The sequence below is a fragment of the Hydrogenophaga sp. BPS33 genome (assembly GCF_009859475.1).
Taxonomy (GTDB): domain Bacteria; phylum Pseudomonadota; class Gammaproteobacteria; order Burkholderiales; family Burkholderiaceae_C; genus Hydrogenophaga.
This window is the reverse complement of record NZ_CP044549.1, coordinates 670,136-694,448: the sequence shown is the minus strand read 5'-3', so window position 1 is coordinate 694,448 and position 24,313 is coordinate 670,136. Positions and strand designations below refer to the sequence as shown.

Here is a 24,313-nt window from a genome sequence, read left to right as displayed (position 1 = left end):
CGTCCCCCCTCAGAGGGGGGCGCACCCTGGGACCGGCAGAGCCGGATCCTCGGGAGCCCTGGTCTTGAGGCACGCACTCCGAATGGATTGCGCAGCGCGATCCCAATGTTCAGTCGATCCGCATCGACACGCCGGTGACGAACATCGCGTCGCCCTTTTTCAAGTTGCCGCCCGGGTCGCTGTCGTAGCGGTAGCTCAGCCCCGCCGACAGGTTGATGGTCTGGGTCATGGCCACCGTCAGCCCGGTATCGAGCACCGCGCGGTATTTGCCCGAATCGCGCAGATTGGGGTAGAGCGAGAACTTCTGGCGGAACTGGGTGGTCTCGGTCAGCTTGTGGCTGGACTCTTCGGCCAGCACCAACTCGAGCCGTCCATACCGATCCCGCGTGGCACCCGACACCTCCGTGGGCGTGAAGTAGCGGTCGTAGGTATAGCCCAGACCGCCCGACACATCGAAGAACCCGTCCTCGTCGCGCCACACATGGCGGCCCACGCCGCTGGCCACCGAACTGCGGTTGGCGATGTTGGCCAGCCGGTCGCGCATCCATTCGCCGGATCCGAAGCCGAACCAGTCGACCGAGAAGTCGCGGTTGTACTGGGTGCGCAGCCCATAGCGCTCGATGGTGTCCACGTCGTTGCTGCGGGCGCGATCGGCCTTGGCGGCCCAGACCCACTTGTTGTCATCGGTCTGTCGCGCGCCTTCGGCCGAGAGATTCAATGAGGCCGCGTCGTTGTTGCCGGAGGAAATGTTGGCGCCGGCGCTCAACAGGTAGCGCCACTTCCCGTCGGGCTTGAGGGTGACCTGTGCGTGCGACACCGTGGGCGCGAGCAGTGCGGCGGTGGAGAGGGTCAAGGCCAATGCGCGGCGCGACATGGAGGATTCCTTTCTTGTCAGGGGTTAAGCGTTTCCCCTTGAAGGACTCCCTCCGACGCCGCCGCAGTTCCCCTGGTTTTGTGACGATTGGTATCGAAGCGCCGCCAAGACACGGCCGCCCAAGCCATACCCTGGCGGACGGTCATGGCGCTTGCCCCACCCAACAAGCCCCCCACCAGCACATCGGAGACAAAGTGCAGGCCCAGGAACACCCGGCTCCAGGCCACCACCAGCGCCACCCCGCCGGCGACCAGGAGCCACCTCCGCCCACGGCGTGGCGCCAGCAGAGCCAGCCCCATCGCCCAGGCGCCCGCCACCGCCGCATGGAAACTCGGAAAGCCGGCGGTGGCCGCGTGCGCCAGCCCCTGCCATCCGAGTCCCAGCTCGAACGGCCGAGCCACATGCACCGTTTCCCGGATGCCCCGCACCGCCAGCCAGGCCAGCACCATGGACAGGAAAACACCCAAGACCTGGTGGCGCGCAGCGGGCCCGAAAAGGACAAGGGGAGCAAGGGCCAGGATGGCCAGGGTGGGAAGACCGGTGGACGCCCAACGCGCCAGCGCCAGCAACCAGGCCGAAGTGTCGGGCGTGGCGTTGATCCAGAGAAAGAGCAATGTGTCGAGGTGGGTCATCGTGGCATCGGAAGGTTCGGCCCAGTCTGACCCGCGTACATGAAGGCAGTATGAAATGACACACGGCCGTTACTTTCTGCGGGAAGGTCGAAAGCTAAAATGCCGGGTTACACCACGGTTACCAACTGATAAGGGGATCTTCATGGCGCTCGTTTCCATGCGCGAACTGCTCGACCACGCCGCCGCCAACGGCTACGGCATTCCGGCATTCAACGTCAACAACCTCGAACAAGTGCAGGCCGTCATGGCCGCGGCCGACGAAGTCGGCGCGCCGGTGATCCTGCAAGCCAGCGCCGGCGCCCGCAAATACGCTGGCGAACCCTTCATCAAGCACCTGATCCAGGCCGCGATGGAGAGCTACCCGCACATCCCGCTGGTGATGCACCAGGACCACGGCACCTCGCCCAAGGTCTGCGAAGGCGCGATCAACCTGGGCTTTGGCTCGGTCATGATGGACGGCTCGCTGATGGAAGACGGCAAGACCCCGGCTTCGTTCGAGTACAACACCGACGTGACCCGCAAGGTGGTCGAGATGGCGCACAAGGTCGGCGTCACCGTCGAAGGCGAACTGGGCTGCCTGGGCAACCTGGAAACCGGTGAAGCCGGCGAAGAAGACGGCATCGGCGCCGAAGGCAAGCTGGACCACAGCCAGATGCTGACCGACCCCGAAGAGGCCGCGCAGTTCGTGAAAGCCACCCAGCTCGACGCTCTGGCCATCGCCATCGGCACCAGCCACGGCGCCTACAAGTTCAGCCGCCCACCCACCGGCGACATCCTGGCCATCAGCCGCGTCAAGGAAATCCACAAGCGCATTCCCAACACCCACCTGGTGATGCATGGCTCCTCCTCCGTGCCGCCTGAGCTGCTGGCGATCATCAACCAGTACGGCGGCAAGATGAAGGAGACCTACGGCGTGCCGGTCAAGGAAATCCAGGAAGCCATCAAGCACGGCGTGCGCAAGATCAACATCGACACCGACATCCGCCTGGCCATGACCGGCGCGGTGCGCAAGTTCCTGGCAGAGAACCCGGACAAGTTCGACGCCCGCGAATGGCTCAAGCCCGCGCGCGAAGCCGCCAAGCAGGTCTGCAAGGCGCGCTACCTGGAGTTCGGTTGCGAAGGCCAGGGCAGCAAGATCAAGGGCGAGAGCCTGCAGGTCGTGGCGGCCAAGTACGCCAAGGGCGAGCTGGCGCAAATCGTGCACTGATCGGCTTGCGTTGGGGAGCGGTGCACCCGGGTCGTCAACTTTCGGCCCGGCCCGCTCTCAACTTGCGATAATCCCCCGGAATGGTTCAAAGCCCGTTGGCTGTTCAACGGGCTTTTTTCTTGTCCCGCTTTTCTTCGATCCATCCATGACCTCTGCTTTGCACACCTCGGCCCTGACCTCGCTGCCCCTGCTGGCACGTGGCAAGGTGCGCGACAACTACGCCGTGGGCGACGACCGCATTCTCATGGTAGCGAGCGACCGCATCAGCGCGTTCGACGTGATCATGGGCGAGCCCATCCCTGGCAAGGGCGAGCTGCTGACCAGGCTATCGCTGTTCTGGTTCGACCAGCTCGGCCCCAAGGGCTTGAACATCTGCCCCATCCACCTCACCGGCGACGCACCCGAGAGCGTGGTATCCGCCGCCGAGGTGCCGCAGGTGAAGGGCCGCTCGATGCTGGTGCAGCGCTTGAGACCGATTCCCGTGGAAGCGGTGGTGCGCGGCTATCTGGCCGGCAGCGGCTGGAAGGAATACCAGGAGAGCCGCTCGGTCTGCGGCGTGAGGCTGCCCGAAGGCTTGCAGAACGCCTCGCAGTTGCCCGAACCGATCTACACGCCAGCGGCCAAGGCGGCCATGGGCGAACACGACGAGAACATCACCTTCGAGCGCACGGTGGAGATGATCGGTTCCGAGCTGGCCGCGCAGATCCGCGACGTGTCCATCGCGCTCTACAAGGCCGCAGCGGCGATCGCGCTCAAGAAGGGCATCATCATCGCGGACACCAAGTTCGAATTCGGCCTGGACAAGGCCGGCAAGCTGGTGCTGATGGACGAGGTGCTCACGCCCGACAGCTCGCGCTACTGGCCTGCCGAGAGCTACGTGGTGGGCGAGAACCCGCCCAGCTACGACAAGCAATTCCTGCGCGACTGGCTGGAAACCGCCCAGGTGAGCGGCAAACCCTGGGACAAGACGCCGCCCGCACCGCGCCTGCCGCGCGAGGTGATCGAAAAGACGGCTGCGAAGTACCAGGAGGCGCTGACGCGGTTGATGGGCTGATCGTCGGCGAGCGAGCTGTCGTCCTCCCTCCCAGCGCCGAAGGCGCGCCAGAAGGGGGGAAGTCGCGTCAGCGGCGCAGGGGGGAGTACCCTAATCAGAGCCCAGCCCGATCGGGTTGGGCCGGCGTTTCTCCACCGCATGCCGCAGCAAGGAGGCCGTGCGGAACACGCCGTGCGCGAACTTGCCGTAGGGCAGCGTGGCGAACAGGGCCATCACCGCACCCAAGTGCAGGCACAGCAGGATGGCCAGCGCCGGTGTGCCACGGCCCAGCCACAGCCCCAGCCCGGTGGCGCTGGTGAGGAACAGCAGGGCGATGAACCCGAGGTCCATGGGCTTTTGCTTCAGGTCGCCGTGCTGCGGATCGCGCCGGCGGTTCAGGCGCCAGAGGCCCGCGGTGCCGATGAGCAGGCTCACCCCGCCCACCACCCCGAGCAGCTTGGGCAGGCTGGGCAGTTCGTAGGGTGCGACCCAGCCGAACACGTAGTGGTAGACCGTGGCCACGCTGGTGGCGGCAAAGCACAGCAGGAATCCATAGAAGGTGAAGTGGTGGAAGCGCCGGCGCGAGAGCGTGTAGGCGTCGTCCTCGTTGTGGCAGCCGTCGCCGTGGCCGCCGTCGAGGTACTTCAGCTGCAGCACATTGCCCGTGGCCTCCACCGTGGCCGGCAGGTTCAGCGGCGCGCCGCTGGTGGCGGGCGACACGTCGCGCCAGAAGCGCGTCACGCCCATGCCGAGCGCGAACACCACGAACAGGAACACCGGCGCGAACATGCTCACCAGCAGGTTGTGCGGGAACAGGTTGTAGAAGTTGTTGCCCAGGTCGGTGGGCCACAGGTTGCCCTTGAGCGCCACGGCCATCAACAGAAACAAGGCCAGGGCGACAGCGAGCGCCACGCTCAGCGTGAGGCCGTTGCGCTGGTAGAGCTTGCCCAGCGCGGGCGGCCAGGCGTAGTCGGCGTAGGTCTGGCCGCGCACCTCGGCCATGGCCTTGGGCACGTTCACCGCGAACTCGTGCGGCGGCGCGTACTGGCAGGCGTGCAGGCAGGCGCCGCAGTTGTGGCACAGGTTGGCCAGGAAGTGGATGTCGGCCTTGCCGAATTCGAGCCGGCGCGTCATGGCCGGGAACACCGCGCAGAAGCCTTCGCAGTAACGGCAGGCGTTGCATATCTGCATCTGGCGCGCCACTTCGGACTCGGGCGCGCTGAGCACGACCTCGCCCTGCGCCAGGGCGCGGGCATCGCGCGCGAGGATTTCAAGCGACTGCATGTGGCGCTCCTTTCACGGCCTGCTCGCCCTGGGCGGCCTTCTCGCCCCGCGACGCTTTGGCGGCATTCACGCCGGCGATGCGGCCGAAGGCGGTGCCGATGGACATGCCCACGCCCGCGGTGTAGCCCTTGCCGAGCACGTTGCCGGCCATCATTTCGCCGGCCACGAAGAGGTTGTCGCTGGGTTGGTCGTTGAAGCGCACGGCCGCGGTGTCGTCGGTGTGCAGGCCGAGGTAGGTGAAGGTGATGCCCGGGCGCACAGCGTAGGCGTAGAACGGTCCGGTATCGATCGGGCGGGCCCAGTGCGTCTTGGCCGGGGTCACGCCTTCGGTGTGGCAGTCGTCGAGCGCGGTGTGGTCGAAGCTGCCCACGCGGCAGGCGGCGTTGTAATCGTTCAAGGTCTGCATGAAGGTGTCCACGTCCAGGCCGATCTGGCGCGCGAGGTCGGGCAAGGTGTCGGCCTTCACGCCCGGGAACACGGGCGGCATGAAGCGGCCGATGGCCTTGCTGTCGATGATGGAGTAGGCGATCTGCTTCGGTTGCTGGGCCACCAGGCGGCCCCAGATGGCGTAGCGCTTGGGCCAGAAGTCCTCGCCCTCGTCGTAGAAGCGGCGCGCTTCGCTGTTGACCACCACACCGAGCGAGACGCAGTCGATGCGGGTGCAGATGCCGCCGTCGTACAGCGGCGCGCGCGCATCGATGGCCACCATGTGCGCCTGCGTCGGGTCGCCGATGCGGTCGACCTGGTGGTCTTCCAGCATGTGTTTGAGCAGAACACCCTTGTTGAAGGCCGTGCCCCGGATGAGGAAGTTGTCGGCCGGCCATTCACCACGCTCGTTCTGGCCCCAGGCTTCGCGCAACCACTCGCGGTTGGACTCGAAGCCACCGGCCGCCAGCACGCAGGCCTTGGCGGTGATGCGCTCACCGCCTTGCGTGTGCGCGGCGACAAAGCGGCCGCCCTGCATCTCGATGCGCACCACCGGCGTCTCGTAGCGGATCTGCACGCCCAGCTTTTCGGCACTGCGGAAGTACGCGTTCACCAGCGCCTTGCCGCCGCCCATGAAGAAGGCGTTGGTGCGCGCCACGTGCAACGCACCCGAGAGCGGCGGCTGGAAGTGCACACCGTGCTGGCGCATCCAGTCGCGGCAGGTCGACGAGGCGCGGATGACCAAACGCGCCAGGTGTTCGTTGGTCTGGCCGCCCGTGACCTTGAGCAAGTCCTGCCAGAACTCTTCTTCGGGGTAGGCCTCGATCAGCACGTCTTGCGGTGCATCGTGCATGCAGCGCAGGTTGCGGGTATGGCCGGAATTGCCGCCGCGCCATTCGCGCGGCGCGGATTCGAGCAGCAGCACGCTGGCGCCAGCCTCTCGTGCCATCAACGCCGCACACAGGGCGGCATTGCCGCCCCCAATCACCAACACGTCGGGTTCCAAAAAACGCTCCTTGCGCCACGGCGTGGGACCGCAGCCTTGGGCGTCACTGTAGGAAAAGACGGGCCGGCGGTGAAGGCCGGCCCGCGCATGGGGTCATCACGATTCGTGATGCCCCATGGTGCGCGTTCCGGGCCAGCGCCGTTGCGCCAGGAGGGCCTGGACGGTGTCGCGCACGACGATGCGCGTGGCCAGCGCGGCGGGCGAGAGTTCGTCGTCCGACAGGCTGCACAGCAGGTTGGCGCGCCCGACCTGCGGGTCGTCGATGTGCACCAGCTCAAAACGCTGCGCGGCGTCGGGAAAACGGCCCACCGCCGCGTGGGGCTGCAGGGTCACGCCCAGGCCGGCGTCCACCGCCGCCATCAGCATGGACAGCGAGTCCACCTCCAGCACCACGCGCGGCACCAGCCGGGCGCGGGCGAAGGCGGCGTCGAGCGCGCTGCGCAGGCCGTGCGCGCCGGTGGGCAGGATCAGCGGCTCGTCGCCCAGTTCGGCCAGTGTCATGGCCGCCGGACGCGGCTGGCCGGCCTTGCGCGGGGCGATGAGAAACAGGTCTTCGGAGAACAGCGGCTGCACCTGCCAGAGCCGGCTGCCCGAGGCGTCGGGGTTGGACTGGCCGTCGAACAGCACCGCCAGGTCGAGCTCGCGCGCGTTGAGCATGCTGGCCAAGTGGCCCGACATGCTCTCCACCATGTGCAGGCGCACGTCCGGGTAGCGCTCGCGCATGGCCTGCATCAAGGGCAGGCCCAGCATGGCCGAGGTCGTGGGCGCCAGGCCCACGCTCACGGTGCCCGAGAGGCGCGCCTGCTGCGCCGCGCGCACCGCCTGCGCGGCGTGGCGCAGGGTGAGCTGGGCTTCGCGGTAGAAAGCGGCACCGGCCTCGGTCGGCACGACGCCACGCGGCGTGCGCTGCAGCAGCCGCGTGCTCAACTCGCTCTCGAGCCGACTGATCTGCTGGCTCAAGGCCGACTGCACCATGTCCAGGTCGAGTGCGGCGCGGCCCATGGAGCCCAGCTCCACGACACGCACGAAGGTGCGCAGTTGTCGCAATTCCAAGGCGGTGTTCTCCGGTGATTCCCATCACGGTCCGTGATGGGCCGGATGATCGCACAGGAAGGCCGGCGCCACGCCCCCCCCCGAACGCGGCTATCCGTCATTGGGGTTGTTCGGGGCACGCGCCCTTCGGGTCATGAGCGCTCGCGGTTGTGAGGTGCCAGTGGTGGTCGTGGTCGTCGTGGATTGGGTTGTGGTGGTGGTCGCTGTGCGGGTCGTTGTTGCCGTGGTGGTGGCATCGGTCGTGGTCGTCGGCAGCACAGCCACCTTCTTGACAGCGGCACGCATTTCTTGGTCGTCCTTGGGAACCCCTTTGAGCACGAGGTTGCCGTGGTCGATGGCGCCCAAGGCCCTGGCACGCAGCACTTGGTCGGGGTCCTTGGATCGCACGGCTGTCGGCAAGAGAATCTTGGCACCACGGACATCTACCCGGTTCACGGGCAGGCGCGCCCGGCGCTGCCACTCGTTCATGCCCGCCTTTCGGGCGGCAATGAACGCGTCCCGCAAGCTCCCCGGGGGGATCGTTCGCTCCACCTTTCCACCAGGGTCGATCGCACCTTGGGCGAACAAAAGGCGCAGGCGCGAAGGGTTGTTTTCCCGCACCGCCAGCGCCAGGGCCTTGTTCGCGCCGTTCTCGTCCATGGCGTTGATGGGCAGGGGGGCATCCGGCAAGTCCATTCGGGATGCGACTTTGTTGTGCATCTGCACATACGGCTTCACGTCATCGTGGCGCTTGTCCCGGCTCCTGTTCACCGATTTCGCCACCCGCGACAGCTGCACCAGCTTGCGCAGTGCCCCCTGCTCCGCCAGATCGCGGGTCATTGTGTTTGCAACGTCCGTGTAGGGCGTCAGGTCGGGATTCTCTGGAACGGGGGACCTGCCCGCGGTCGCCATGAAATACGCGAGATCCAATGACAGTTCGGACATCGCGTTTTTTGTGCAAAGCTTGCTCCACCTGCACATGCAATGTGTCCGCATGTGTTTTCAAAGCGGCGTCGAAGTCAGGGTCATCACGCTCTTCAAGTTGAAAACCCCATGGCGCACCTTGCCGCGAGAGTTGGGAGGCTGCCAGAAAATAGCGAACGCTTTGGCCGCTGGTCCTCGCGGAAAGTTTATTTATCGATTTAGGCCTATTCTGTTCGAAACCAAAATGCCACGAGAAATGCGTCAGAGAAGCACAGGCTGCCAGATATTCAAACACCGCCGGAATACCGTGGACATGAAGAGCGGCCTTTTCATCCGACCCCAGGATGTCAAGTTGCCTCAGCGACTTCAATGCGGTCAGCCCTTCCAATGCGAGCTGCTCTTCCGATCCGGCCTGCCCCAGGAAGATGCTCTTGAGTTTCTCCAAACCCAGATCCACGCAGTGAGGCAGTGAGACGCTGGTGAGATGGGGGAACGGGCAGCGATTTTCAGGAAGGCCGGAACGTAACTGGGGCCACGCAAGAGCGGCGCGCTGAGCGATTGAAGTTCTGGCCATCGGGCCTCGGGCGTCATCGCCTGGCTCGAATGGATCAAGACACGGGGCTGTTCGATTGACAGGCGCTTCCAGCGAAGACACATCGCTTCGTCGATCACCACCGGGGCCAAGGCCTTCTCACTGTCAAGGTCAAGGTCATGGTGTATGTAACTGCTTCCACGCCACGGGAGGTCCAACGAGTTGACTTGACTGGTCTTCAAGGCCTCCAGCACCACCGCAGCATCGCGAACCACCCCATCAATGGCGACTTCCTGGCAGCTCGGGTTGCCCAACAAGGTGGCCAGGCATTGGCAAGCGCCGACTGAAATTTCCCATGCCGGTGTCCTGTATTCCCATTCCCCGACCATTCCCACCCGTTGCACCTCAAGCCGCAGGAATGCCGCTCTCATCTCTTCAGGCTTGCTCGGTTTCCAATCGAGCGGTAGCTTCAAAACCAAGGTGGCCTTGAAGGGTTTGCCGTCGGCCTCGGCATGCGCCTTCAGGATCTTGTTGCAGGCCGTGAACACCTCCACGAACAGGTCGTAGGCTTCGTGTTGTATCAAGTCATTGAACACACCCGCAGCGATCACCGTGGCGGTGGTGTATTGATCCACACCGGCCAACGCCTGACCATGCGCCACATGCGTCATCAGTTTCTCCGCCGCCGCAGCGTCATCCAGAGCGAACCGCTCCAGTTGACGCATCCAGCCGATCAGCCGCGTTTGCGCCGGCGTCGTGCCTTTTGCCTTTGCCGGATCGTTTTTCCCCTTGGGAAAGGCAGGCACGCCCCAGCTCGAATTGTCGGTAGGTTTCACAAAAATGCTCCTGCTGGTTGGGTCAAATGCCCTGCGTGACCCATACCCCCCACCAGTTCCCACCGCCTCTACGCCTGCGCCCGCGCCACCACCTCGTGCTCCACCAGAAAGTCCACGAAAGCCCGAACCTTGGGCGCGAGCGTGTGCGCCTTGAGGTACACCGCATGTACTTCCCGCCCCGGCGCGTGGAAGTCGCCCAGCACGGGCATGACCTTGCCCGCCGCCAGGGCCTCGCGCGCCACGATGCGGCTCACATGCGCCACGCCCAGGCCGGCGATGGCCGCGTCCAGCAGGGCCTCCGAGTTGTTGGCCTGCAGACTACCCTGTAGCGTGAGCATGCGCTCACGTCCGTTCTCGACGAACTGCCATTCGCGCAGGCGCCCGCTGTGGATGTGGGCATACATCAGGCAGTTGTGCCGCGCCAGATCGTCCAGCGTCTGCGGCACGCCGTGCGCGGCCAGATAGGCGGGGGCGGCGCAGGTGACGAACTTCACCCGGCCCAACGCGCGCGCCACCAGGCGGCTGTCGGCCACCGGCCCGATCTGGATGTCCACATCGAAGCCCTCGTTGGGAATGTCCACCGTGCGGTTGCTCAGCTCCGCGCTCACGCTCAGGCCAGGGTATCGGCCCAGAAAGGCGCTCAACATGGGCATGACCACGCGCCGCCCCAAGCCTTCGGTGAGGTGGATGCGCAAACGCCCGTAGACCCCGGCCGAGGCGCGACTGAGCAGGTTCTCGGCCTGGTCGATCTCGCTCAGGATCTGCTTGCCGTTCTCGAAGAACACCGCCCCGTCGTCGGTCAGCCCCACCGAGCGCGTCGTGCGCTGCAACAGGCCCACGCCCACCTCGGCTTCCAGACGCGTGATGGCCTTGCTCACGGCCGAAGCCGTCAACCCCAGACTGGCGCCCGCGGCCTTGAAGCTCTTCAGTTGCGCCACGCGCACGAACACCCGCAAGGCGTTGAGATCTTTCATGGGCCTGGGCTCAATTGATGAATCAAGTTCACGTGTGAATTGAATGATAGGTCGTAGATCGCGTTTGATTCAATGAATACAGTGGCCACTCGCCTTCCACAACGACAGGAGACAAGATGTTCAACCCCCTTGCAGTGCGCCGCTGGCGCTGGCTTGCCGCTTGTGCGCTGGCCACCGCCGCCGCCTTCGGCGCCCAGGCGCAGACCTTTCCGTCCGGGCCGATCACCATCGTGGTCGGCTTCACGCCCGGCGGCTCCAACGACGTGATCGCCCGCGCCATCGGGCCCAAGCTCAGCGAGATCCTGGGCGTGCCGGTGGTGATCGAGAACAAGGCCGGCGGCGCGGGCGCGGTGGGCACGGCCTTCACCATCAACGCCAAACCCGACGGCCACACCATCACCCTGGGCAGCAGCAGCGTGTTCTCCATCGGCCCGGTGGCCAACACCAAGCTGCCCTACAAGCTGAGCGACCTGCAGGCCGTGGCCACCGTGTCCACGGCCACCTCGGTGGTGGCGATCAACCCCAAGCTGCAGGTGCGCAACATGCAGGAGCTCATTGCCCTGGCCAAGACGCGCCCGGTGAGTCTGGCCTCGGCCGGCACGGGCGGCATCTCGCACCTGAACATCGAGGTCTTCCGCCTGGAGACCGGCGCCAACTTCCTGCACGTGCCCTACAAGGGCGCAGCCCCCGGCATCACCGACGTGATCGGCGGGCAGATCGACGGCATCGCCATGGACTATTCGGTGCTCAAGCCCCCGATGGACCAAGGCCGCCTGCGCGGCGTGGCAGCCTCGGCGGCGGTGGATGGCATTCCCGTTTGGCCCAGCATCACGCCCTCGTGGTACGGCCTCATGGCCTCTGCCAAGGTGCCCAAGAGCGCCATCCAGACCCTGCACGCCGCCTTCAACAAGCTCCTCGCCGACCCCGAGGTCGTCGCCAAGCTCGACGCCATGGGCATGAAGCCGCTGGTGTTCGACACGCCCGAGCAGACCGACGCCTTCATCCGCGCCGACAGCGCCAAGTGGGCCGACGTGATCAAGAAGGCCAACCTCAAGCTCGACTGATTCCCCCACGGCGCGACGCAACGCCAGCCGGCCGGGCCTGCGTGCCCGCCCGCTGGAGCTGCCACGCCCATTCGCATCCTCGAGAGCACCACCTTGCCGACCATCGACTCTGTCCTCACCCGCGCGGCCCAGCGCGCACCCGATCACATCGCCGTGCGCGAATGGCAGGGCCGCCAACTCAGCTACGCCGAACTCGACGCGGCCGTCTCCAGCTTCGCCGCCTGGGCCCGCACGAACGGCGTGCAGGCAGGCGATGCCATCGCCATCCACCTGCCCAATTCCATCGCCTGGCCGGTGGCCCAATTCGGCAGCTTTCGCGCCGGCGCGGTGGCCACCTATGTGAGCTATCGGCTTATGCCCGCCGAAGCGCGCCGCCAGTTCGCTATTGGCCAGGTGCGCCTGATCGTCACCACGCCAGAGAAGGCCGCCGAACTGCGCGCCGACCCGGCCCTGGCCGACACGCTGTTCGTCGTCGACGGCCCGGCGAAGAACGGCACGCACAGCCTCGGCGACATCATCGCCACCGGCCTGCGGCCGGATTTCCACACCGACGGCCTCGAAGACAGCGACGCCATCATCCGCTTCACCTCCGGCTCCACCGGCGACCCCAAGGGCCTGATCGTGACGCACCGCGCCTGGCTGCTGCGCGCTGTGTGCATGCAGACCGAGGAGATGCGCATCCGGCCCGGCTCCACCACCTTGCTGCTCGGCCAACTCTCGCACCAGGCCGGTCTGTTCGTGCTGCCCACCTTCCTGCAGAACGGCACGCTGCTGGTGATGTCCAAGTTCTCGCTCGACACCGTGGCCGACATTCTGGCCACGGGCGAAGTCTCTTGCGCACAGGTCGTGCCCACCATGTTCACGATGATGCTCAACCACCCCAGAGCCCGCGCGGCGCTGGCCGCATCGAAGCTGCACACAGTGATCTACGGCGGCTCGCCGATCCGCCAAGGGGTACTGGCCGAGGCCATGGCCGTGCTGTCCGAGACCGAGTTCCTCCAGTCCTACGGTTCCCATGAAGCTGGCTCCATCACCGTGCTTGATGGTGCTGCCCACCGCGACCCGAAGCTGCGCCACAGCGCGGGCCGCCCCTTTCTTGCGGTGCAACTGCGCTTGCGCGAACCCAATGCCGACGGCGTGGGCGAGATCGAGGCCCAATCGCCCTGGCTGCCCAACGCGCGGCTCACGGCGCAGGGGCGCGAACCCATCACCGAAGCCTGGTCGCGCACCGGCGACCTCGGCGAAATCGTCGACGGCCATGTCTACCTACGCGACCGCATGAACGACGTGATCATCTCCGGCGGCTTCAACGTCTACCCCGTGGAAGTGGAGAAGGTGATCGGCGCGCACCCGCAGGTGCTCGACGCGGCCGTGGCGTCCGCGCCCGACGAGCAATGGGGCGAACGCGTGATCGCCTTCGTGGTGCCGCGCGAACCCGGCGCATTCAACGAAGCCGCCATGCGCGAGCACTGCAAAGCCCTGCTCGCGGGCTACAAGGTGCCCAAGGAATTCCACCTCATCCCCGAGATGCCGCTCAACGTGAACGGCAAACCGGACCGGCGCAGCCTGGTGCAACCCCTGTGGGCCGGGCTCGAGCGGCGCATCAACTAAGAGAAAAATATGAGCCTGACCAGCAACCGCAAAGACAGTGTCGCCGTCGTCGGCGTGGGCACCACGAAATGGGGTGCCATGCCCGAGCACGACGCGACCTCGCTCGGCATCTGGGCGCTGCGCGAAGCCGCCGAAGATGCGGGTATCCGCCTGCAGGACATCGATGGCCTGATCTGCCAGCGCCTGACCGACTACCAGAAGTTCGTGCAGGTCACGAACATCACGCCCAAGCTCGTCACCGCCACGCCCGGCGCCGGGCGCATGACCGGCGGGACCATCCAGCTTGCCGTGCAGGCCATTCTCTCGGGCCTGCTCGACACGGTCGCCGTGGTGTACGGCAACGACGGCCGCAGCGCGGGCGCCAAGTACGGCGGCAAGGGCGACAGCTACGGCACCGGCGCCGACCAGATGTGGTTCCCCTACGGCATGACCTCGCCGGGCGCGGTGCACTCCATGCTGTTCCAGCGCCACGCGCACCTGTACCACTCCACCATCGAGCAGCTCGGCACGGTCTCGCTCACCTTCCGCCAGCACGCCACGCTCAACCCGGAAGCGGTGATGCGCAAGCCCATCACCATGGACGACTACCTCGCATCGCGCTTCATCTGCGAACCCTTGCGCCTGCTGGACTACTGCCTCATCAACGACGGCGGTGTCGCACTCATCCTCACCGCCGGCGATCGTGCCAAAGACCTCAAACAGAAACCGGTCTACGTGCGCGGCATCGCACAGCAATCGCGCCTGGCGCAGGGCGAGCTGCCCGAAGACTTCGGCTATGCCGCCATGCAGCGCGCCTCGAAAACCGTGCACGAGATGGCCGAGGTCGGCCGCGACGACGTGGACGCGCTCATGATCTACGACAACTTCACGCCCATCGTGCTGTTCGCGTTGGAGGGCTTTGGTTACGCCCCCCGGGGCGAAGGCGGTGCGTTCGTGCAGAGCGGCGCGCTCGCGCTCGGCGGCCGCTACCCCACCAACACCAATGGCGGGCATCTCTCAGAGAGCTACATGCAAGGCTGGAACCTGCAGGCCGAGGCCGTGCGCCAACTGCGTGGCGGCCTGGGCGCGCGGCAGGTGCCCGGCGCCGAGACCGTGCAGTACCTGCAAGGCGGGCCGCTGTGCACGTCCATCATCTACGGCACGGAGGCTGCATGAACACCCTTGAGTACAAGAAGCCGCTGCCACCGATCACCGAACAGAGCCGCCCGTTCTGGCAAGCCACGCGCGAGCGCCGCTTGCAGTTGCCACGCTGCGACCACTGCGGCACCTTCCACACCTACTTCGAACCCTGGTGCAGCCAATGCGGTGGCGAAGGCGTGCATTGGGAAACGCTCAGCGGGCGCGGCCGCATTTGGGCCAACTGCCGCTTCCACAAGCACTACTTCCCCGGCTTCGACGGCCCCTACAACGTGGCCATGGTCGAGCTGGAGGAAGGGCCACGCATCATGACCAACATCGTCGGCACGGCCCACGGCACGCTCGACGAAATACCGATCGGCATGGCCGTGCAGGCGGTGTTCGAGGACGTGAACGACACCGTCACCCTGGTCAAGTTCCAACCCGTGGAGGCACCACAGCCATGACCGCCGTGGTGAACATCGAAGCGGTGAACGCGCCGCAAACCGTGCTGGGCGAAGGCCCCATGTGGTCGGTGGCCGAAGGCGTGCTGTACTGGATCGACATCGTCGGCAAACGCCTCCTGCGCCTGCGCCCCGAGACGGGCCAGGTCGATGTGCGCGAACTGCCCTTCGCGCCCAGCGCCGTGATCCCGCGCGCGCAGGGCGGCCTGCTGCTGATCACGAAAAAAGGCATGGCCACGCTGCGCTTCGACGAACCGGCGCTGCAATCCCTCGACGTGCCCTTGGTGGACTTCACGAAGGAAGTCTTCAACGACGCCAAGTGCGACGCCCTGGGCCGCCTGTGGATCGGCACGCGCGACCTGCACGTGAGCGGACCACAAGGCCACCTCTTTCGCATGGACCCGGACTTTTCGATGCACCTGCAGGGCAGCGGCTACGTGGTATCCAACGGCATCGCCTTCAGCGCCGACGGGCGCACGGTGCTGCACGTGGATTCGCGCCCCGGTCGCATCGATGCGCACGACTTCGACCTGGCCAGCGGCACCCTCGCCAACCGCCGCGTGTGGCGCGACTACGTGGCGCACCAGGCCAAGGACATCCCCGATGGCTGCACCGTCGATCGCGAAGGCGGCCTGTGGGTGGCCGAGGTCGGCGACTGGCACATCCGCCGCTACACGCCCGACGGCCAGCCCGACCGCGAGATCCGCCTGCCCGTGCAACGGCCCACCAGCGTGATGTTCGGCGGCCCCGATCTGGCCACGCTGTACGTCACCTCGATGCGCTTTCACCTCACCGAGGAGCAGCTCGCGCAGCAGCCCTTGGCCGGCTCGTTGTTGCAGCTCGACGTGGGCGTGCGCGGCCGACCCGAACCCGCTTTTGCAGGATGAGCCGCCCATGAACGCCGAAGACACCGTGCGAGACCAACTGCTCGCCGACGGTTGGAACCTGTTTCCCGACGCCGGCTTCATCGAAACCGCCGGCCCCTTCTTCCACCGCCTCCAGGACGGCCAGCCCGGCCTGTGTTTCCCCGTGCTCGACAAGCACGAGAACCGCAACGGCATGCTGCAAGGCGGCGCGCTGATGACCTTCGTCGACCGTGCGCTCGGTTTCACCGCGCGCCACCAGACGCAGACGCTCGCCACCACCACCGTCACGCTCACGCTGCAATTCGTGGATGGCGTGAAGCTGGGCGAAACGGTTCACGTCATGCCCACCATGACGCGCGCCACCAAGCAGCTGGTGTTCATGAGCGGCGTGTTCATGGTGGGCGAGCGCACGGTGTGCGTGGCCAACGGCATCTGGAAGAAGATCGTCGCGCAGCCGAAGTGGTAGCCGTGCCAGCGATGGCGGCGTGAATGTCGGCATCCAGCATGAAGCCGAGCAGGCAACGTGGTCCCGACCGTCCCTGTGGTCACGGTCGTGGCGGTCCTGGTGGTTGTCGTTGCGTTGGCGTCGGCCGTGGAGGAGGTAGCCGCTCGGGCCGGCTCTTGTCAAAGCCGCGTGCCGATGGCGTTCATCGACCGCGCGCCACCAAGGTGGCGGCCGCCCTGATGGCCATCACGTGTTGTTTGGCTTCTTGGGAGTTCCAGACTGGTTCATCGCGTTCTGCATCTGTTGGCTGACCGCGTCACTGCCCTTGGCAGGGGCGGCGGCGCCGGCGTTGTACAGGTGGGCATTGGTGGTGGGAAGGATGGCTTGACCGTGAGGTTGGTCGTGCTTCACCGAACCAAGTGTCCATCCAGAGGCATTGGGCTTCGGTGGTGCTCCGCGCGCCGGCTTGACGGCGGTGGTGTCGGAGAGGACGGCTTGACCGTGAGATTGGTCCAACCTCACCGAGCCACGTTTCCATCCAGCGCCATCGGGCTTCGGTGGTTCGCCGCGCGCCGGCTTGGCCACTGTGCTGTCTGGTGCGGGCTCAGGTTTCTCGCCTGGGGTTCTCACCGTTGCGCCAGTGGTGGCCGCATCCGCTTTCCCGCGCCCCCGGGGTGTTAGCGGAGGTGCGGAATCGCCCAGAAACACCTCGCGCTGCTGCTTCACAATCAGCGGAGCAACACCCGCTTCGACCTCCGCCTTCGTGGGTAGCAGTCCCAGAATGAATTCATCGATGGTTGTCGAACTGTCCCTCTTGTTATCGGTTGGTGCCAGCCCGACTTGGAACCGGTTCAAGACACCGAACAACTCGGGTGAGATAGAGGTCTTTGTCTTGCCATCGATCAGTTCGGTGACATGGGCATGGGCCCACCTTGCCAGGTGCGCTTGCAGTTTTTTGATGTCGTTGCCGTCATAGCGGTACTCGTTCTTCCTGATCTTGCCGTCGCCCATGGTGAATTTCAGTTCGTCCAGGCTCACCCCCCGCTGCTCCAGTTCGAGCAGCGCCTCGGCAAAACCCTTCACCCGCTCGAAGTTGGGCGCCTCATTGGCCAGTTCGGCGACCGCCGCATCCCGAAAGTCCAGGGCCTGCTCCGTCAGGTGCCGCAGCACCTCCAGGTCGCGCTCGCCCTGGTTGGAATAACGCTTGGCGGAAGAGGGCATTGCGTACAGGTTCGGCCCCGAATAGGACAGATTGAAGTACTCATTTGCCGCAACGTTGATCTTTCCGCTGAAAATGCCCCGTTCGTTGACGGCCAACGCCTTGAGATCGTTGATGTCCTTCTGGATCGCCGCGGACCGGGGACTGAGCTGGGGAAGAGCGGGGGTATTGGTGCCTGGCTTCATGTGGAACTCCTTGCTGGGCGGCGAATGCCGAATCGCCTGGGTAAGAAAGCGGGGATCCCGACGTCGGCGCATCCCGTCCAACGGCGCGGGTCAACTGCGCGGTGGACGGAATACGGGTGCCCCGTATCGCCTCTGAGTAACGCCGCCGCGCCTCTCGTTCCTGTGTCCCCAGCGCCTGGGAAAGGAGCGCGACGCATCACCCCGCCGGGATCGACTCCATGTAGATGAAGCTGCTGCACGCCGCCACGAACGCTTGGGGTGTCCGCTGCGCGCCAAAGCCTTAGACCCGCACACCTTCGTGCCGCATCCTGGGCTGCGACCGGTCGGCGAACGCGCGCTTGAACAGCAGCGTGCCATAGCAAACCGCGCGCCGCAGGATGGCGGGTTCTCAGGCCCGCCCCCCCCTTTTTCGTGAGCGGCGCGACTTCACCCCAAGAGCTTCAAGATTCGAATGGCAGAGACCCTCGGCAATGACTTGAACACTTTGCCAGAGGGAAGGGAGCCATGCCCCGTTTCACCGCGCGCCACCTCGCGCCCCGGCCACAGAGCGCACCAACCGCCAAGCCACTTCCGCCACCGGCGACAGCGTGCGGTTCGCGCGCCGCACCAGGGCGATGCTGCGGTCCACGCGCGGGAGCAGCGGGCACATCGCCAGTGACTGCAGGCCTCTGGGCGGCAAGGCCAGCAGCGGCACCACCGAAATGCCCAGCCCGGCCTCGAGCATGCGAAAGATCGTGGTGACGTGTCCCACTTCCTGTGCCAGCACAGCCTGCACGCCGTGCTGCTGCAAGGCGTTGTCGATCAGCCGCCGGCTGCCCGAGGCATGGTCCAGCAGCACCAGCGGCTCGCCCGCGAGGTCCGCCCATTTCGCATGGCGCCGCCGCGCCAGCCGGTGCGCGGGCGGGCACACCAGGCAGAAGGGCTCGCTCAAGATGTCTTCCACGTGAAGGCCGTCGCGGCGCTCCGGGTCGATCAGCACGCCGAAGTCCACCTCGCCCGACAACACGCTGGCCAGCGCGTCGTGCTGGATGCGGTCGAGCAGCAGCAGCTCCAGCCCCGGGTGTTCGTGCCGGCAGCGCGCGATGCACTCGGGCAACAGGTTGGCCGAGAGCGTCGGGCTGCTGGCCACGCGAACCCGGCCCTGGCGCTGCGTGGCTTGGCCACGCACGTCCTGCAGCACGGCGTCCAGGTCTTCCAGCACGCGCTCCAGCCCCACGGCCAGCCCGCGCCCCACCTCGGTCAACACCACTTCGCGCGTGGTGCGGTCCAGCAGTTTGAGGTCGAGCTGCTGCTCCAGCTCGGTCACGCACCGGCTCACGGCAGGTTGAGACAGGCCGATCTGCTCACCCGCGCGGGTGAAGCTGCCCTGCGCGGCCACGGCCTGGAACACGCGCAATTGGCGCAAGCTGACATTCATATCAATGACGCATGAATAGATTCGACAAATTCATTTTACGAAGGTCAGCGCTTGGGCTCCAATCCCCCTCTTTCTATGCTCTCGCGCCCGCGCGCACCCTTGCCATGGCCCGCTCCCGTCTGCTGCCCGACAACTTCACGCTCTACCTGGTCACCACCGTCGTGCTGGCCAGCCTGTTTCCGGCCCAGGGCCTGGCGGCCGACGTGCTGAGCGTGGCCACCAAGGTGGTCGTGAGTCTGCTGTTCTTCCTGCACGGCGCGAAGCTTTCGCGGCAAGCGATCTGGGCCGGCATTGCGCATTGGCGGCTGCAGTTGCTGGTGGTGCTCTGTACCTTCGCGCTGTTTCCCCTGATCGGCTGGGCGCTCTCGCCGGTGCTGCGGCCGTTGGTCACGCCCGAGCTCTACATGGGTGTGCTCTACCTGTGCGCCCTGCCGGCCACGGTGCAGTCGGCCATCGCCTTCACCTCGATGGCGCGCGGCAACATGCCTGCCTCGGTCTGCAGCGCCTCGGCCTCTACCTTGCTGGGCGTGGTGCTCACGCCGCTGGTGCTGGGCTTGCTGCTCACGCAAGGCACGGCGCTGGGTGACCCCGTGGACGCCATGGGGCGCATCAGCCTGCAATTGCTGCTGCCCTTCGTCGTCGGCCATTTGATGCGGCCGTGGATCGCAGGCTTCCTGCAGCGCCGCGCGTCCATCATGAAGGTGGTGGACCAGGGCTCGATCCTGATGGTGGTGTACGCCGCTTTCAGCCACGCGGTGATGGCGGGCCTGTGGACGCAATTGCCACCGGTGGCGCTGCTCGGCCTGGTGGCCGTGTGCGCCGTGATCCTGGCGCTGGTGCTCACGGTCACGGTGTGGGGCAGCCGTGCGCTGGGGTTCTCCAAGGAAGACGAGATCGCCATCGTCTTCGCCGGCTCCACCAAGAGCCTGATCGCCGGCGTGCCCATGGCCAACGTGTTGTTCAGCACTTCGGTGGCCGGCGCCATCGTGCTGCCGCTGATGGTGTTCCACCAGATGCAGCTGATGGTGTGTGCGGTGATGGCGCAGCGTTATGCGCGGCGGGCGCAGGGTGAGAGCGTGGCCTGCGCCGAATCCGGGGCGACCACGGCGCTCAAACGCTGACGCGATCGCCCCGCCTGGCTCAGCTGTGGCGGGGCGTGGTCACCGTTGTGGTGGTGGTGTTTGAAGCGTTGGCAGCGCTGTTGATCGCTTCTTCTTCGAGGGCCTTCAGTGCCAGAAGCCGGTCTCTTTCATCCCTCGCTTTGACCATGAGACCGTCGTGCCTATCGCGCTCTCTGAGCGTGACGGGGGCGCCGAGCATTTCGCCAGTCTGTTGCGTTTCGTACCGCATCACCATGGTCGCATGCTTATTCACAAGCGCCTGTTGCTGCGCAATGAGGGCGTCCAGCTTGTCGATTTTGCTGGGCTGACCTGCGGGCACAGGGCCGCTGCCGGTGGTTTTTTCGGTGGTGCGACGGCGAATCTCGTCGTCCCGGAGCGCAACAAATTCGTCCTTCATGGCCGCCCATTGTCTGAACTCATTGCGGGGCACAACCCCCTCCTTGTCGATCAAGCGGTCCAGGAGTGCCAGAGCGATGTCGAGCAACTCGATCCCATCGCCACCGGCGTTGGCGGATTGGGGGCCAGCGGTCGTCAGCGAAGGGCCGGTGGTCGTGGCCGTGGTGGTGGTGAGGGCCGTGGTCGCGGTGGTGCTGGTCGTCGTGACCGGCGTTGCGCGCGCCGCGCGGCGTTTCGCGACGTCTTCGAACGAGGGCAACAGGGCATCGATCGCTTGGAGCCTGGGCGCAATCTCTCTCTCCAGATTGCGGCTCATGAAACGGGCACCCCCTTCATTCCAGACCGCATGCTTCAGCTTCTCCAGTCCTGCTTTCTCCTTGAGCAGGCGCTGAAGTTCGGCCTCCTTCTTGAACATTTCAGTGCCGGCTTTCGACCAACCCTTGGCGTCGACGGTTCTGGGCGTGAGCGGGGCCACGGCGTTGGAGGTGGTGGTAGTGGTAGTAGTGGTAGTAGTGGTGGTGCTGGTGGTGGTGGTCGCACTTCGCGGGAGAGGTTGGCCCGTGGGCGCCTGTGCCGACTGGGAGGATGAGGCGGTCTTGCTGCCTTTCTTGAGCCCGTCCTCCAGTGCGTTGAAAACCGCCACCAGGGTCAGCGTCGCTTTTTTGCTCGCGTACAACTTCGCCATGAGCCCGGGAAGGTTTTCAAGGACCTTGTCCGCCGGTCGCGGTGCACCGTCCTTCTTGTCGTCGGCTTTGGCCGCCCTGCCCCAGTTCAAATCGGCTGGGTCTACGCCTTGTTCGAGCATCTGGCCCGCCAGCTTCAACACCTTGTCGTAATTGGGTTTCTCCTGGGCCATTTCCGCCACCATCGAACCGCGCAGGTTCAAGGCGGCTTCGGTCCTGCGTATCTTCTGGTGCAAGTCGACCTCGGCCTTGTTCGACGCCGTTTTTTGAGGCGAAGGCAGGGACAAGCGCTTCTCTGGCTGGAAAGCCAACGAGGCATCTTTGGTTTTATAGAACCCCCCATGTTCGTCGACACCCCTGCTTTGCAAGGTGTTGAGCGCCGCCCGCAGCTCCGGGAGGTTTGAGGTGGCCGGGGTATTGGCTTGCATGGGAAGGATCCTTTCAATGGCAGCGCCAGGAAACCGGGGGCGGTATGCCCCGCAAATGCCCTGAGTTACGCCATCCATCGAACGGTTCCTGTGCGTGGGACACGCGAGGCTCGACGAGGACGCCACGGCGTGCCTGTCACCACACCGAAGACGCCAGGAGGTTCAGGCGCTCAGCCCCAGCCGCACGTGGCCCAACTGCCGGCCCGGGTCCAGCGCACGCTGCAAGGCATCGCACACGCCGCGCAAGGGCGCCTCGGTGTAGGCGTCGTAGAAGCGCTGGTTGTACGGCCCCACACCGTGCTCGGCGCTGAAGCTGCCTCCAAAGCGCAGCACCACCGCTTCGTAGACCGCGTCGCGCAGTGCTTCCACCTGCTGCGCGCGGGTCTCGTCGGGCACCGTCAGGTTCAGGTGCACGCCGCCATCACCCAGGTGGCCGAAATCGCACAGCCGCGCGCCGGGCAACATCGCGTCGATCAAGCGCACGGCTTCTTCGCGCAACGGCGCGAAGGCCGAACGCGGCACGGCCACGTCGAACGCCACGAGGCGCCCGAGCGACTGCACCGACTCGCTCACGGCATGCCGGATGCGCCAGAGCTGCTCGGGCTTGTCGACGATGGCATCGAGCACGCCGCCGTGCTGCTCCATGCGCTGCTTCAGCCAGGCCATCAGCATGGCCTGCAGGTCCAGCCCCAGGCCAGGCGCGATGGCGCTGGACACTTCCACCAGCACGGCATACGGCGGTGTTTCGGCGAACATTCGCCCATGCTGTGCTCCAGCGCACAGACCATGTCGACGGCAGTCTCAACCGAGTCGAGCGCCACCAGCGCGGTGGCGCTCTGCCGCGGAATCGGGTGCAGCTTCACCGTGGCGCGCGCGACGATGCCCAACGCGCCGAAGCTGCCGCGCAGCAGTTGCGCCCAGTCCAGGCCGGTGGCGGCGCCCTGGGTCACGAAGTGCGCGCCGCTGTCGACCAGCTCGCGCACCACGCCCGCCAGTTGCGCCAGCGTGGCCGGCCGCAGCACGCCGCGCGCGGCCGCCGCCGTGGCGCGCCGAGGCCTCGTAAGGCGCCATCTCGCTCGGGTCGAGCACCAGACCGCGCTTGCCCAGGTGGCGTGAGAGGCGCTCGGCGAGGTCCGGGTCGGGCTGGGTGTGCGGGCGCGTCATCCCACGCTGCCCACGGCGCAGGTGGCGCGCAAGATGCGCTCGCAGGCCGCCAGCGAAGACGCTTGCGCGGCCTCGTACAACGCGAACCCATCCACCACGGGGGCGCCCAGTGCTTCTTCGAAGGCCGCCTGGTGGCCCTGGCTGCCGTAGCCCCCGCGCACCTCCTCGCCGAGGTTGGAGCGGAAGATGCCGGCCGCGCTGACCGGCAGAAAGTCTTCGTAGGTGATCGGGCTCAGGCCGAGCCAGCCACCGGCCACCAGTTGCTGCACGTCGGCGCCTTCGGGTGGCGCGGCCTGCGCGAGACGGGCTGCGTCGACCTGGAAGCGGAAGAAGGCGAGCTCCTGCTGGAACAGCGCCTGCGCATCGTCGGGGAAGGCGGCGAAGGCCTGTTCGAGCACCGCGCGCGGCACACGCGCGCCGCCGGCCTTGGCCTGGGCCTGCGCGAGCAGCTGGTCGTACAGCGCCCGGCCCTTGCGGGTGAGCGCGCAGCCGCGTTGCTCCACTTCGCCAAAGCGCGCGGTGTGCGTGTCCAGGCCGCTTTCGCCAACGAAACGGATGGGTTCTTCGAGCGCGAGAAAACTGGTCTGGCGCAACAGCAACGGAAAGGCGCGGCGTGGCGGGCCTTCGATGCTGTCCTTGGCCAAGAGGTCCGCGCCGGGCATGCGCGCCTGCACCTCGTCGATGTTGAGCGTGCGCGGGGTCAGGTGGTTGATGTGCGGTCCCTTGAAGCACACGATGTCCGCCACCAACGCATGCGTGGCGCGCAGCCCGCGGTAGCTGGCCAGGTCCACCGTGGCTTCGTGGTGCCACTGGAAGGTGTGGATCAGCTCGGCCACGAATTCGCGCGCATCGGCCGCGCTCAAGCCGCCATCGCCCTCGGCCTGTGCCAGCAAGGCCAGGCAGCGCGGCGTGAAGATGCGCCGGCGCGACAGGATCGCCTGGGCGCGCTGGCGCAGGGCTTCGTCGGCAACGAGATCGAGCCGCAGCAGCGAGGTGAACACGCGAAACGGGTTGTGGTCCAGCGCCGCGTCGCCGACCGGACGGAACGCCGTGGCATGCACCGGCGCACCGGCCGCGCTCAGGTCGTAATAGCCCACGGGCCGCATGCCCATCAGCGCGAACAGGCGCCGGATGGTGGCCAGCTCCTGCGCCGTGCCCAGGCGGATCGCACCGTGCCGCTCGACGTCGAGCCTGTCGAGCTGGCCCTGACGGCGCAGGCGCTGGGCCAACTGGGGGTTGTGGACCAGCTCGGCCTCGTTGACCTGCGCGACCAGGTCGCACAAGGCGCCGTACTGCGGCACTTCCGCGCGGTAAAGGTCCGACATGGCGCGCGAGAACAGCGTGCGGATGTCGTCCGGATGCATGTGGCTCATG

General features: G+C 66.2%; 23 protein-coding genes. 9 read left to right on the top strand and 14 right to left on the bottom strand.

The genetic code is table 11. From position 1 onward, the window contains the following. Positions 1-109 precede the first annotated feature (109 nt). Positions 110-874 (bottom strand): DUF481 domain-containing protein, encoded by a 765-nt coding sequence (locus F9K07_RS03310; protein ID WP_159589364.1) that lies wholly within the window; start codon positions 872-874, stop codon positions 110-112. A gap of 17 nt (positions 875-891) precedes the next feature. Next, the gene (locus F9K07_RS03305) at positions 892-1,506 is read right to left on the bottom strand and encodes a phosphatase PAP2 family protein (RefSeq protein ID WP_159589362.1); all 615 of its coding nucleotides are present in this window, start codon (positions 1,504-1,506) and stop codon (positions 892-894) included. Between the two features lie 142 nt (positions 1,507-1,648). Here F9K07_RS03305 and fba point away from each other — a divergent pair, with 142 nt between their 5' ends. Continuing rightward, positions 1,649-2,713, top strand: a complete 1,065-nt coding sequence (gene fba, locus F9K07_RS03300) for a class II fructose-bisphosphate aldolase (RefSeq protein ID WP_159589360.1) — start codon at positions 1,649-1,651, stop codon at positions 2,711-2,713. A gap of 145 nt (positions 2,714-2,858) precedes the next feature. Beyond that, positions 2,859-3,767, top strand: a complete 909-nt coding sequence (locus tag F9K07_RS03295) for a phosphoribosylaminoimidazolesuccinocarboxamide synthase (RefSeq protein ID WP_159589358.1) — start codon at positions 2,859-2,861, stop codon at positions 3,765-3,767. Positions 3,768-3,857: 90 nt separating this feature from the next. Here F9K07_RS03295 and tcuB read toward each other — a convergent pair whose 3' ends face one another. The 6 genes from tcuB to F9K07_RS03265 form a co-directional block, all read right to left on the bottom strand. Next, positions 3,858-5,030, bottom strand: a complete 1,173-nt coding sequence (gene tcuB, locus F9K07_RS03290) for a tricarballylate utilization 4Fe-4S protein TcuB (RefSeq protein ID WP_159589356.1) — start codon at positions 5,028-5,030, stop codon at positions 3,858-3,860. Next, complete coding sequence (gene tcuA, locus F9K07_RS03285) at positions 5,017-6,462, bottom strand: FAD-dependent tricarballylate dehydrogenase TcuA (protein ID WP_159589354.1); 1,446 nt, start codon at positions 6,460-6,462, stop codon at positions 5,017-5,019. The genes tcuB and tcuA overlap by 14 nt, the downstream gene beginning before the upstream one ends. A gap of 96 nt (positions 6,463-6,558) precedes the next feature. Continuing rightward, the gene (locus F9K07_RS03280; RefSeq protein WP_159589352.1) at positions 6,559-7,515 is read right to left on the bottom strand and encodes a LysR family transcriptional regulator; all 957 of its coding nucleotides are present in this window, start codon (positions 7,513-7,515) and stop codon (positions 6,559-6,561) included. 90 nt (positions 7,516-7,605) lie between these two features. Next, positions 7,606-8,439, bottom strand: a complete 834-nt coding sequence (locus tag F9K07_RS03275; protein ID WP_159589350.1) for a hypothetical protein — start codon at positions 8,437-8,439, stop codon at positions 7,606-7,608. 354 nt (positions 8,440-8,793) lie between these two features. After that, positions 8,794-9,786, bottom strand: a complete 993-nt coding sequence (locus F9K07_RS03270; protein ID WP_159589348.1) for a hypothetical protein — start codon at positions 9,784-9,786, stop codon at positions 8,794-8,796. A gap of 68 nt (positions 9,787-9,854) precedes the next feature. Beyond that, positions 9,855-10,760 carry a LysR family transcriptional regulator gene (locus F9K07_RS03265; protein WP_159589346.1) on the bottom strand — a complete coding sequence of 302 codons (906 nt, stop codon included), beginning with the start codon at positions 10,758-10,760 and terminating at the stop codon, positions 9,855-9,857. Between the two features lie 116 nt (positions 10,761-10,876). Between F9K07_RS03265 and F9K07_RS03260 the strand changes: the two genes are divergently transcribed. The 6 genes from F9K07_RS03260 to F9K07_RS03235 all read left to right on the top strand — a co-directional run bounded on the left by F9K07_RS03260 (position 10,877) and on the right by F9K07_RS03235 (position 16,347). Further along, positions 10,877-11,824 (top strand): Bug family tripartite tricarboxylate transporter substrate binding protein, encoded by a 948-nt coding sequence (locus F9K07_RS03260; RefSeq protein ID WP_159589344.1) that lies wholly within the window; start codon positions 10,877-10,879, stop codon positions 11,822-11,824. 93 nt (positions 11,825-11,917) lie between these two features. Continuing rightward, positions 11,918-13,435, top strand: a complete 1,518-nt coding sequence (locus tag F9K07_RS03255; RefSeq protein WP_159589342.1) for a class I adenylate-forming enzyme family protein — start codon at positions 11,918-11,920, stop codon at positions 13,433-13,435. Between the two features lie 9 nt (positions 13,436-13,444). Continuing rightward, positions 13,445-14,590, top strand: coding sequence for a thiolase family protein (locus tag F9K07_RS03250; RefSeq protein WP_159589340.1), 1,146 nt, complete (start codon positions 13,445-13,447; stop codon positions 14,588-14,590). Further along, a complete protein-coding gene (locus F9K07_RS03245) occupies positions 14,587-15,018 on the top strand; it encodes a Zn-ribbon domain-containing OB-fold protein (RefSeq protein ID WP_159589338.1) in 432 nt (143 codons plus the stop codon). Before F9K07_RS03250 ends, F9K07_RS03245 begins: the two co-directional genes overlap by 4 nt. After that, positions 15,015-15,902, top strand: coding sequence for an SMP-30/gluconolactonase/LRE family protein (locus F9K07_RS03240; protein ID WP_159589336.1), 888 nt, complete (start codon positions 15,015-15,017; stop codon positions 15,900-15,902). The genes F9K07_RS03245 and F9K07_RS03240 overlap by 4 nt, the downstream gene beginning before the upstream one ends. Before the next feature lie 7 nt (positions 15,903-15,909). Continuing rightward, a complete protein-coding gene (locus tag F9K07_RS03235; protein ID WP_159589334.1) occupies positions 15,910-16,347 on the top strand; it encodes a PaaI family thioesterase in 438 nt (145 codons plus the stop codon). A 225-nt stretch (positions 16,348-16,572) separates the two neighbouring features. Here F9K07_RS03235 and F9K07_RS03230 read toward each other — a convergent pair whose 3' ends face one another. Then, positions 16,573-17,730: a hypothetical protein gene (locus F9K07_RS03230; protein WP_159589332.1), complete on the bottom strand. Its 1,158-nt coding sequence runs from the start codon at positions 17,728-17,730 to the stop codon at positions 16,573-16,575. 514 nt (positions 17,731-18,244) lie between these two features. Further along, the gene (locus tag F9K07_RS03225; protein WP_159589330.1) at positions 18,245-19,147 is read right to left on the bottom strand and encodes a LysR family transcriptional regulator; all 903 of its coding nucleotides are present in this window, start codon (positions 19,145-19,147) and stop codon (positions 18,245-18,247) included. Positions 19,148-19,251: 104 nt separating this feature from the next. On the opposite strand from F9K07_RS03225, the gene F9K07_RS03220 reads away from it, so the two are divergent. Further along, on the top strand, positions 19,252-20,268 hold the full coding sequence (locus tag F9K07_RS03220; protein ID WP_159589328.1) for a bile acid:sodium symporter family protein: 1,017 nt from the start codon (positions 19,252-19,254) through the stop codon (positions 20,266-20,268). A 19-nt stretch (positions 20,269-20,287) separates the two neighbouring features. Here F9K07_RS03220 and F9K07_RS03215 read toward each other — a convergent pair whose 3' ends face one another. The 4 genes from F9K07_RS03215 to hglS form a co-directional block, all read right to left on the bottom strand. Beyond that, positions 20,288-21,775, bottom strand: a complete 1,488-nt coding sequence (locus F9K07_RS03215; RefSeq protein ID WP_159589326.1) for a hypothetical protein — start codon at positions 21,773-21,775, stop codon at positions 20,288-20,290. 162 nt (positions 21,776-21,937) lie between these two features. Continuing rightward, positions 21,938-22,531 carry an FAD-linked oxidase C-terminal domain-containing protein gene (locus tag F9K07_RS03210; protein ID WP_159589324.1) on the bottom strand — a complete coding sequence of 198 codons (594 nt, stop codon included), beginning with the start codon at positions 22,529-22,531 and terminating at the stop codon, positions 21,938-21,940. Next, a complete protein-coding gene (locus F9K07_RS03205) occupies positions 22,441-22,797 on the bottom strand; it encodes an FAD-binding oxidoreductase (RefSeq protein WP_159589322.1) in 357 nt (118 codons plus the stop codon). The genes F9K07_RS03210 and F9K07_RS03205 overlap by 91 nt, the downstream gene beginning before the upstream one ends. 138 nt (positions 22,798-22,935) lie before the next feature. Then, positions 22,936-24,312, bottom strand: a complete 1,377-nt coding sequence (gene hglS, locus F9K07_RS03200; RefSeq protein ID WP_159589320.1) for a 2-oxoadipate dioxygenase/decarboxylase HglS — start codon at positions 24,310-24,312, stop codon at positions 22,936-22,938. Position 24,313 lies beyond the last annotated feature (1 nt).

Excerpts from the sequence above, each read along its gene's own strand:
- F9K07_RS03310 (WP_159589364.1), bottom strand. The coding sequence starts at position 874 with ATGTCGCGCCGCGCATTGGCCTTGACCCTCTCCACCGCCGCACTGCTC.
- F9K07_RS03305 (WP_159589362.1), bottom strand. The coding sequence starts at position 1,506 with ATGACCCACCTCGACACATTGCTCTTTCTCTGGATCAACGCCACGCCC.
- fba (WP_159589360.1), top strand. The coding sequence starts at position 1,649 with ATGGCGCTCGTTTCCATGCGCGAACTGCTCGACCACGCCGCCGCCAAC.
- F9K07_RS03295 (WP_159589358.1), top strand. The coding sequence starts at position 2,859 with ATGACCTCTGCTTTGCACACCTCGGCCCTGACCTCGCTGCCCCTGCTG.
- tcuB (WP_159589356.1), bottom strand. The coding sequence starts at position 5,030 with ATGCAGTCGCTTGAAATCCTCGCGCGCGATGCCCGCGCCCTGGCGCAG.
- F9K07_RS03275 (WP_159589350.1), bottom strand. The coding sequence starts at position 8,439 with ATGTCCGAACTGTCATTGGATCTCGCGTATTTCATGGCGACCGCGGGC.
- F9K07_RS03265 (WP_159589346.1), bottom strand. The coding sequence starts at position 10,760 with ATGAAAGATCTCAACGCCTTGCGGGTGTTCGTGCGCGTGGCGCAACTG.
- F9K07_RS03260 (WP_159589344.1), top strand. The coding sequence starts at position 10,877 with ATGTTCAACCCCCTTGCAGTGCGCCGCTGGCGCTGGCTTGCCGCTTGT.
- F9K07_RS03250 (WP_159589340.1), top strand. The coding sequence starts at position 13,445 with ATGAGCCTGACCAGCAACCGCAAAGACAGTGTCGCCGTCGTCGGCGTG.
- F9K07_RS03245 (WP_159589338.1), top strand. The coding sequence starts at position 14,587 with ATGAACACCCTTGAGTACAAGAAGCCGCTGCCACCGATCACCGAACAG.
- F9K07_RS03240 (WP_159589336.1), top strand. The coding sequence starts at position 15,015 with ATGACCGCCGTGGTGAACATCGAAGCGGTGAACGCGCCGCAAACCGTG.
- F9K07_RS03235 (WP_159589334.1), top strand. The coding sequence starts at position 15,910 with ATGAACGCCGAAGACACCGTGCGAGACCAACTGCTCGCCGACGGTTGG.
- F9K07_RS03230 (WP_159589332.1), bottom strand. The coding sequence starts at position 17,730 with ATGAAGCCAGGCACCAATACCCCCGCTCTTCCCCAGCTCAGTCCCCGG.
- F9K07_RS03225 (WP_159589330.1), bottom strand. The coding sequence starts at position 19,147 with ATGAATGTCAGCTTGCGCCAATTGCGCGTGTTCCAGGCCGTGGCCGCG.
- F9K07_RS03220 (WP_159589328.1), top strand. The coding sequence starts at position 19,252 with ATGGCCCGCTCCCGTCTGCTGCCCGACAACTTCACGCTCTACCTGGTC.
- F9K07_RS03215 (WP_159589326.1), bottom strand. The coding sequence starts at position 21,775 with ATGCAAGCCAATACCCCGGCCACCTCAAACCTCCCGGAGCTGCGGGCG.
- F9K07_RS03210 (WP_159589324.1), bottom strand. The coding sequence starts at position 22,531 with ATGTTCGCCGAAACACCGCCGTATGCCGTGCTGGTGGAAGTGTCCAGC.
- hglS (WP_159589320.1), bottom strand. The coding sequence starts at position 24,312 with ATGAGCCACATGCATCCGGACGACATCCGCACGCTGTTCTCGCGCGCC.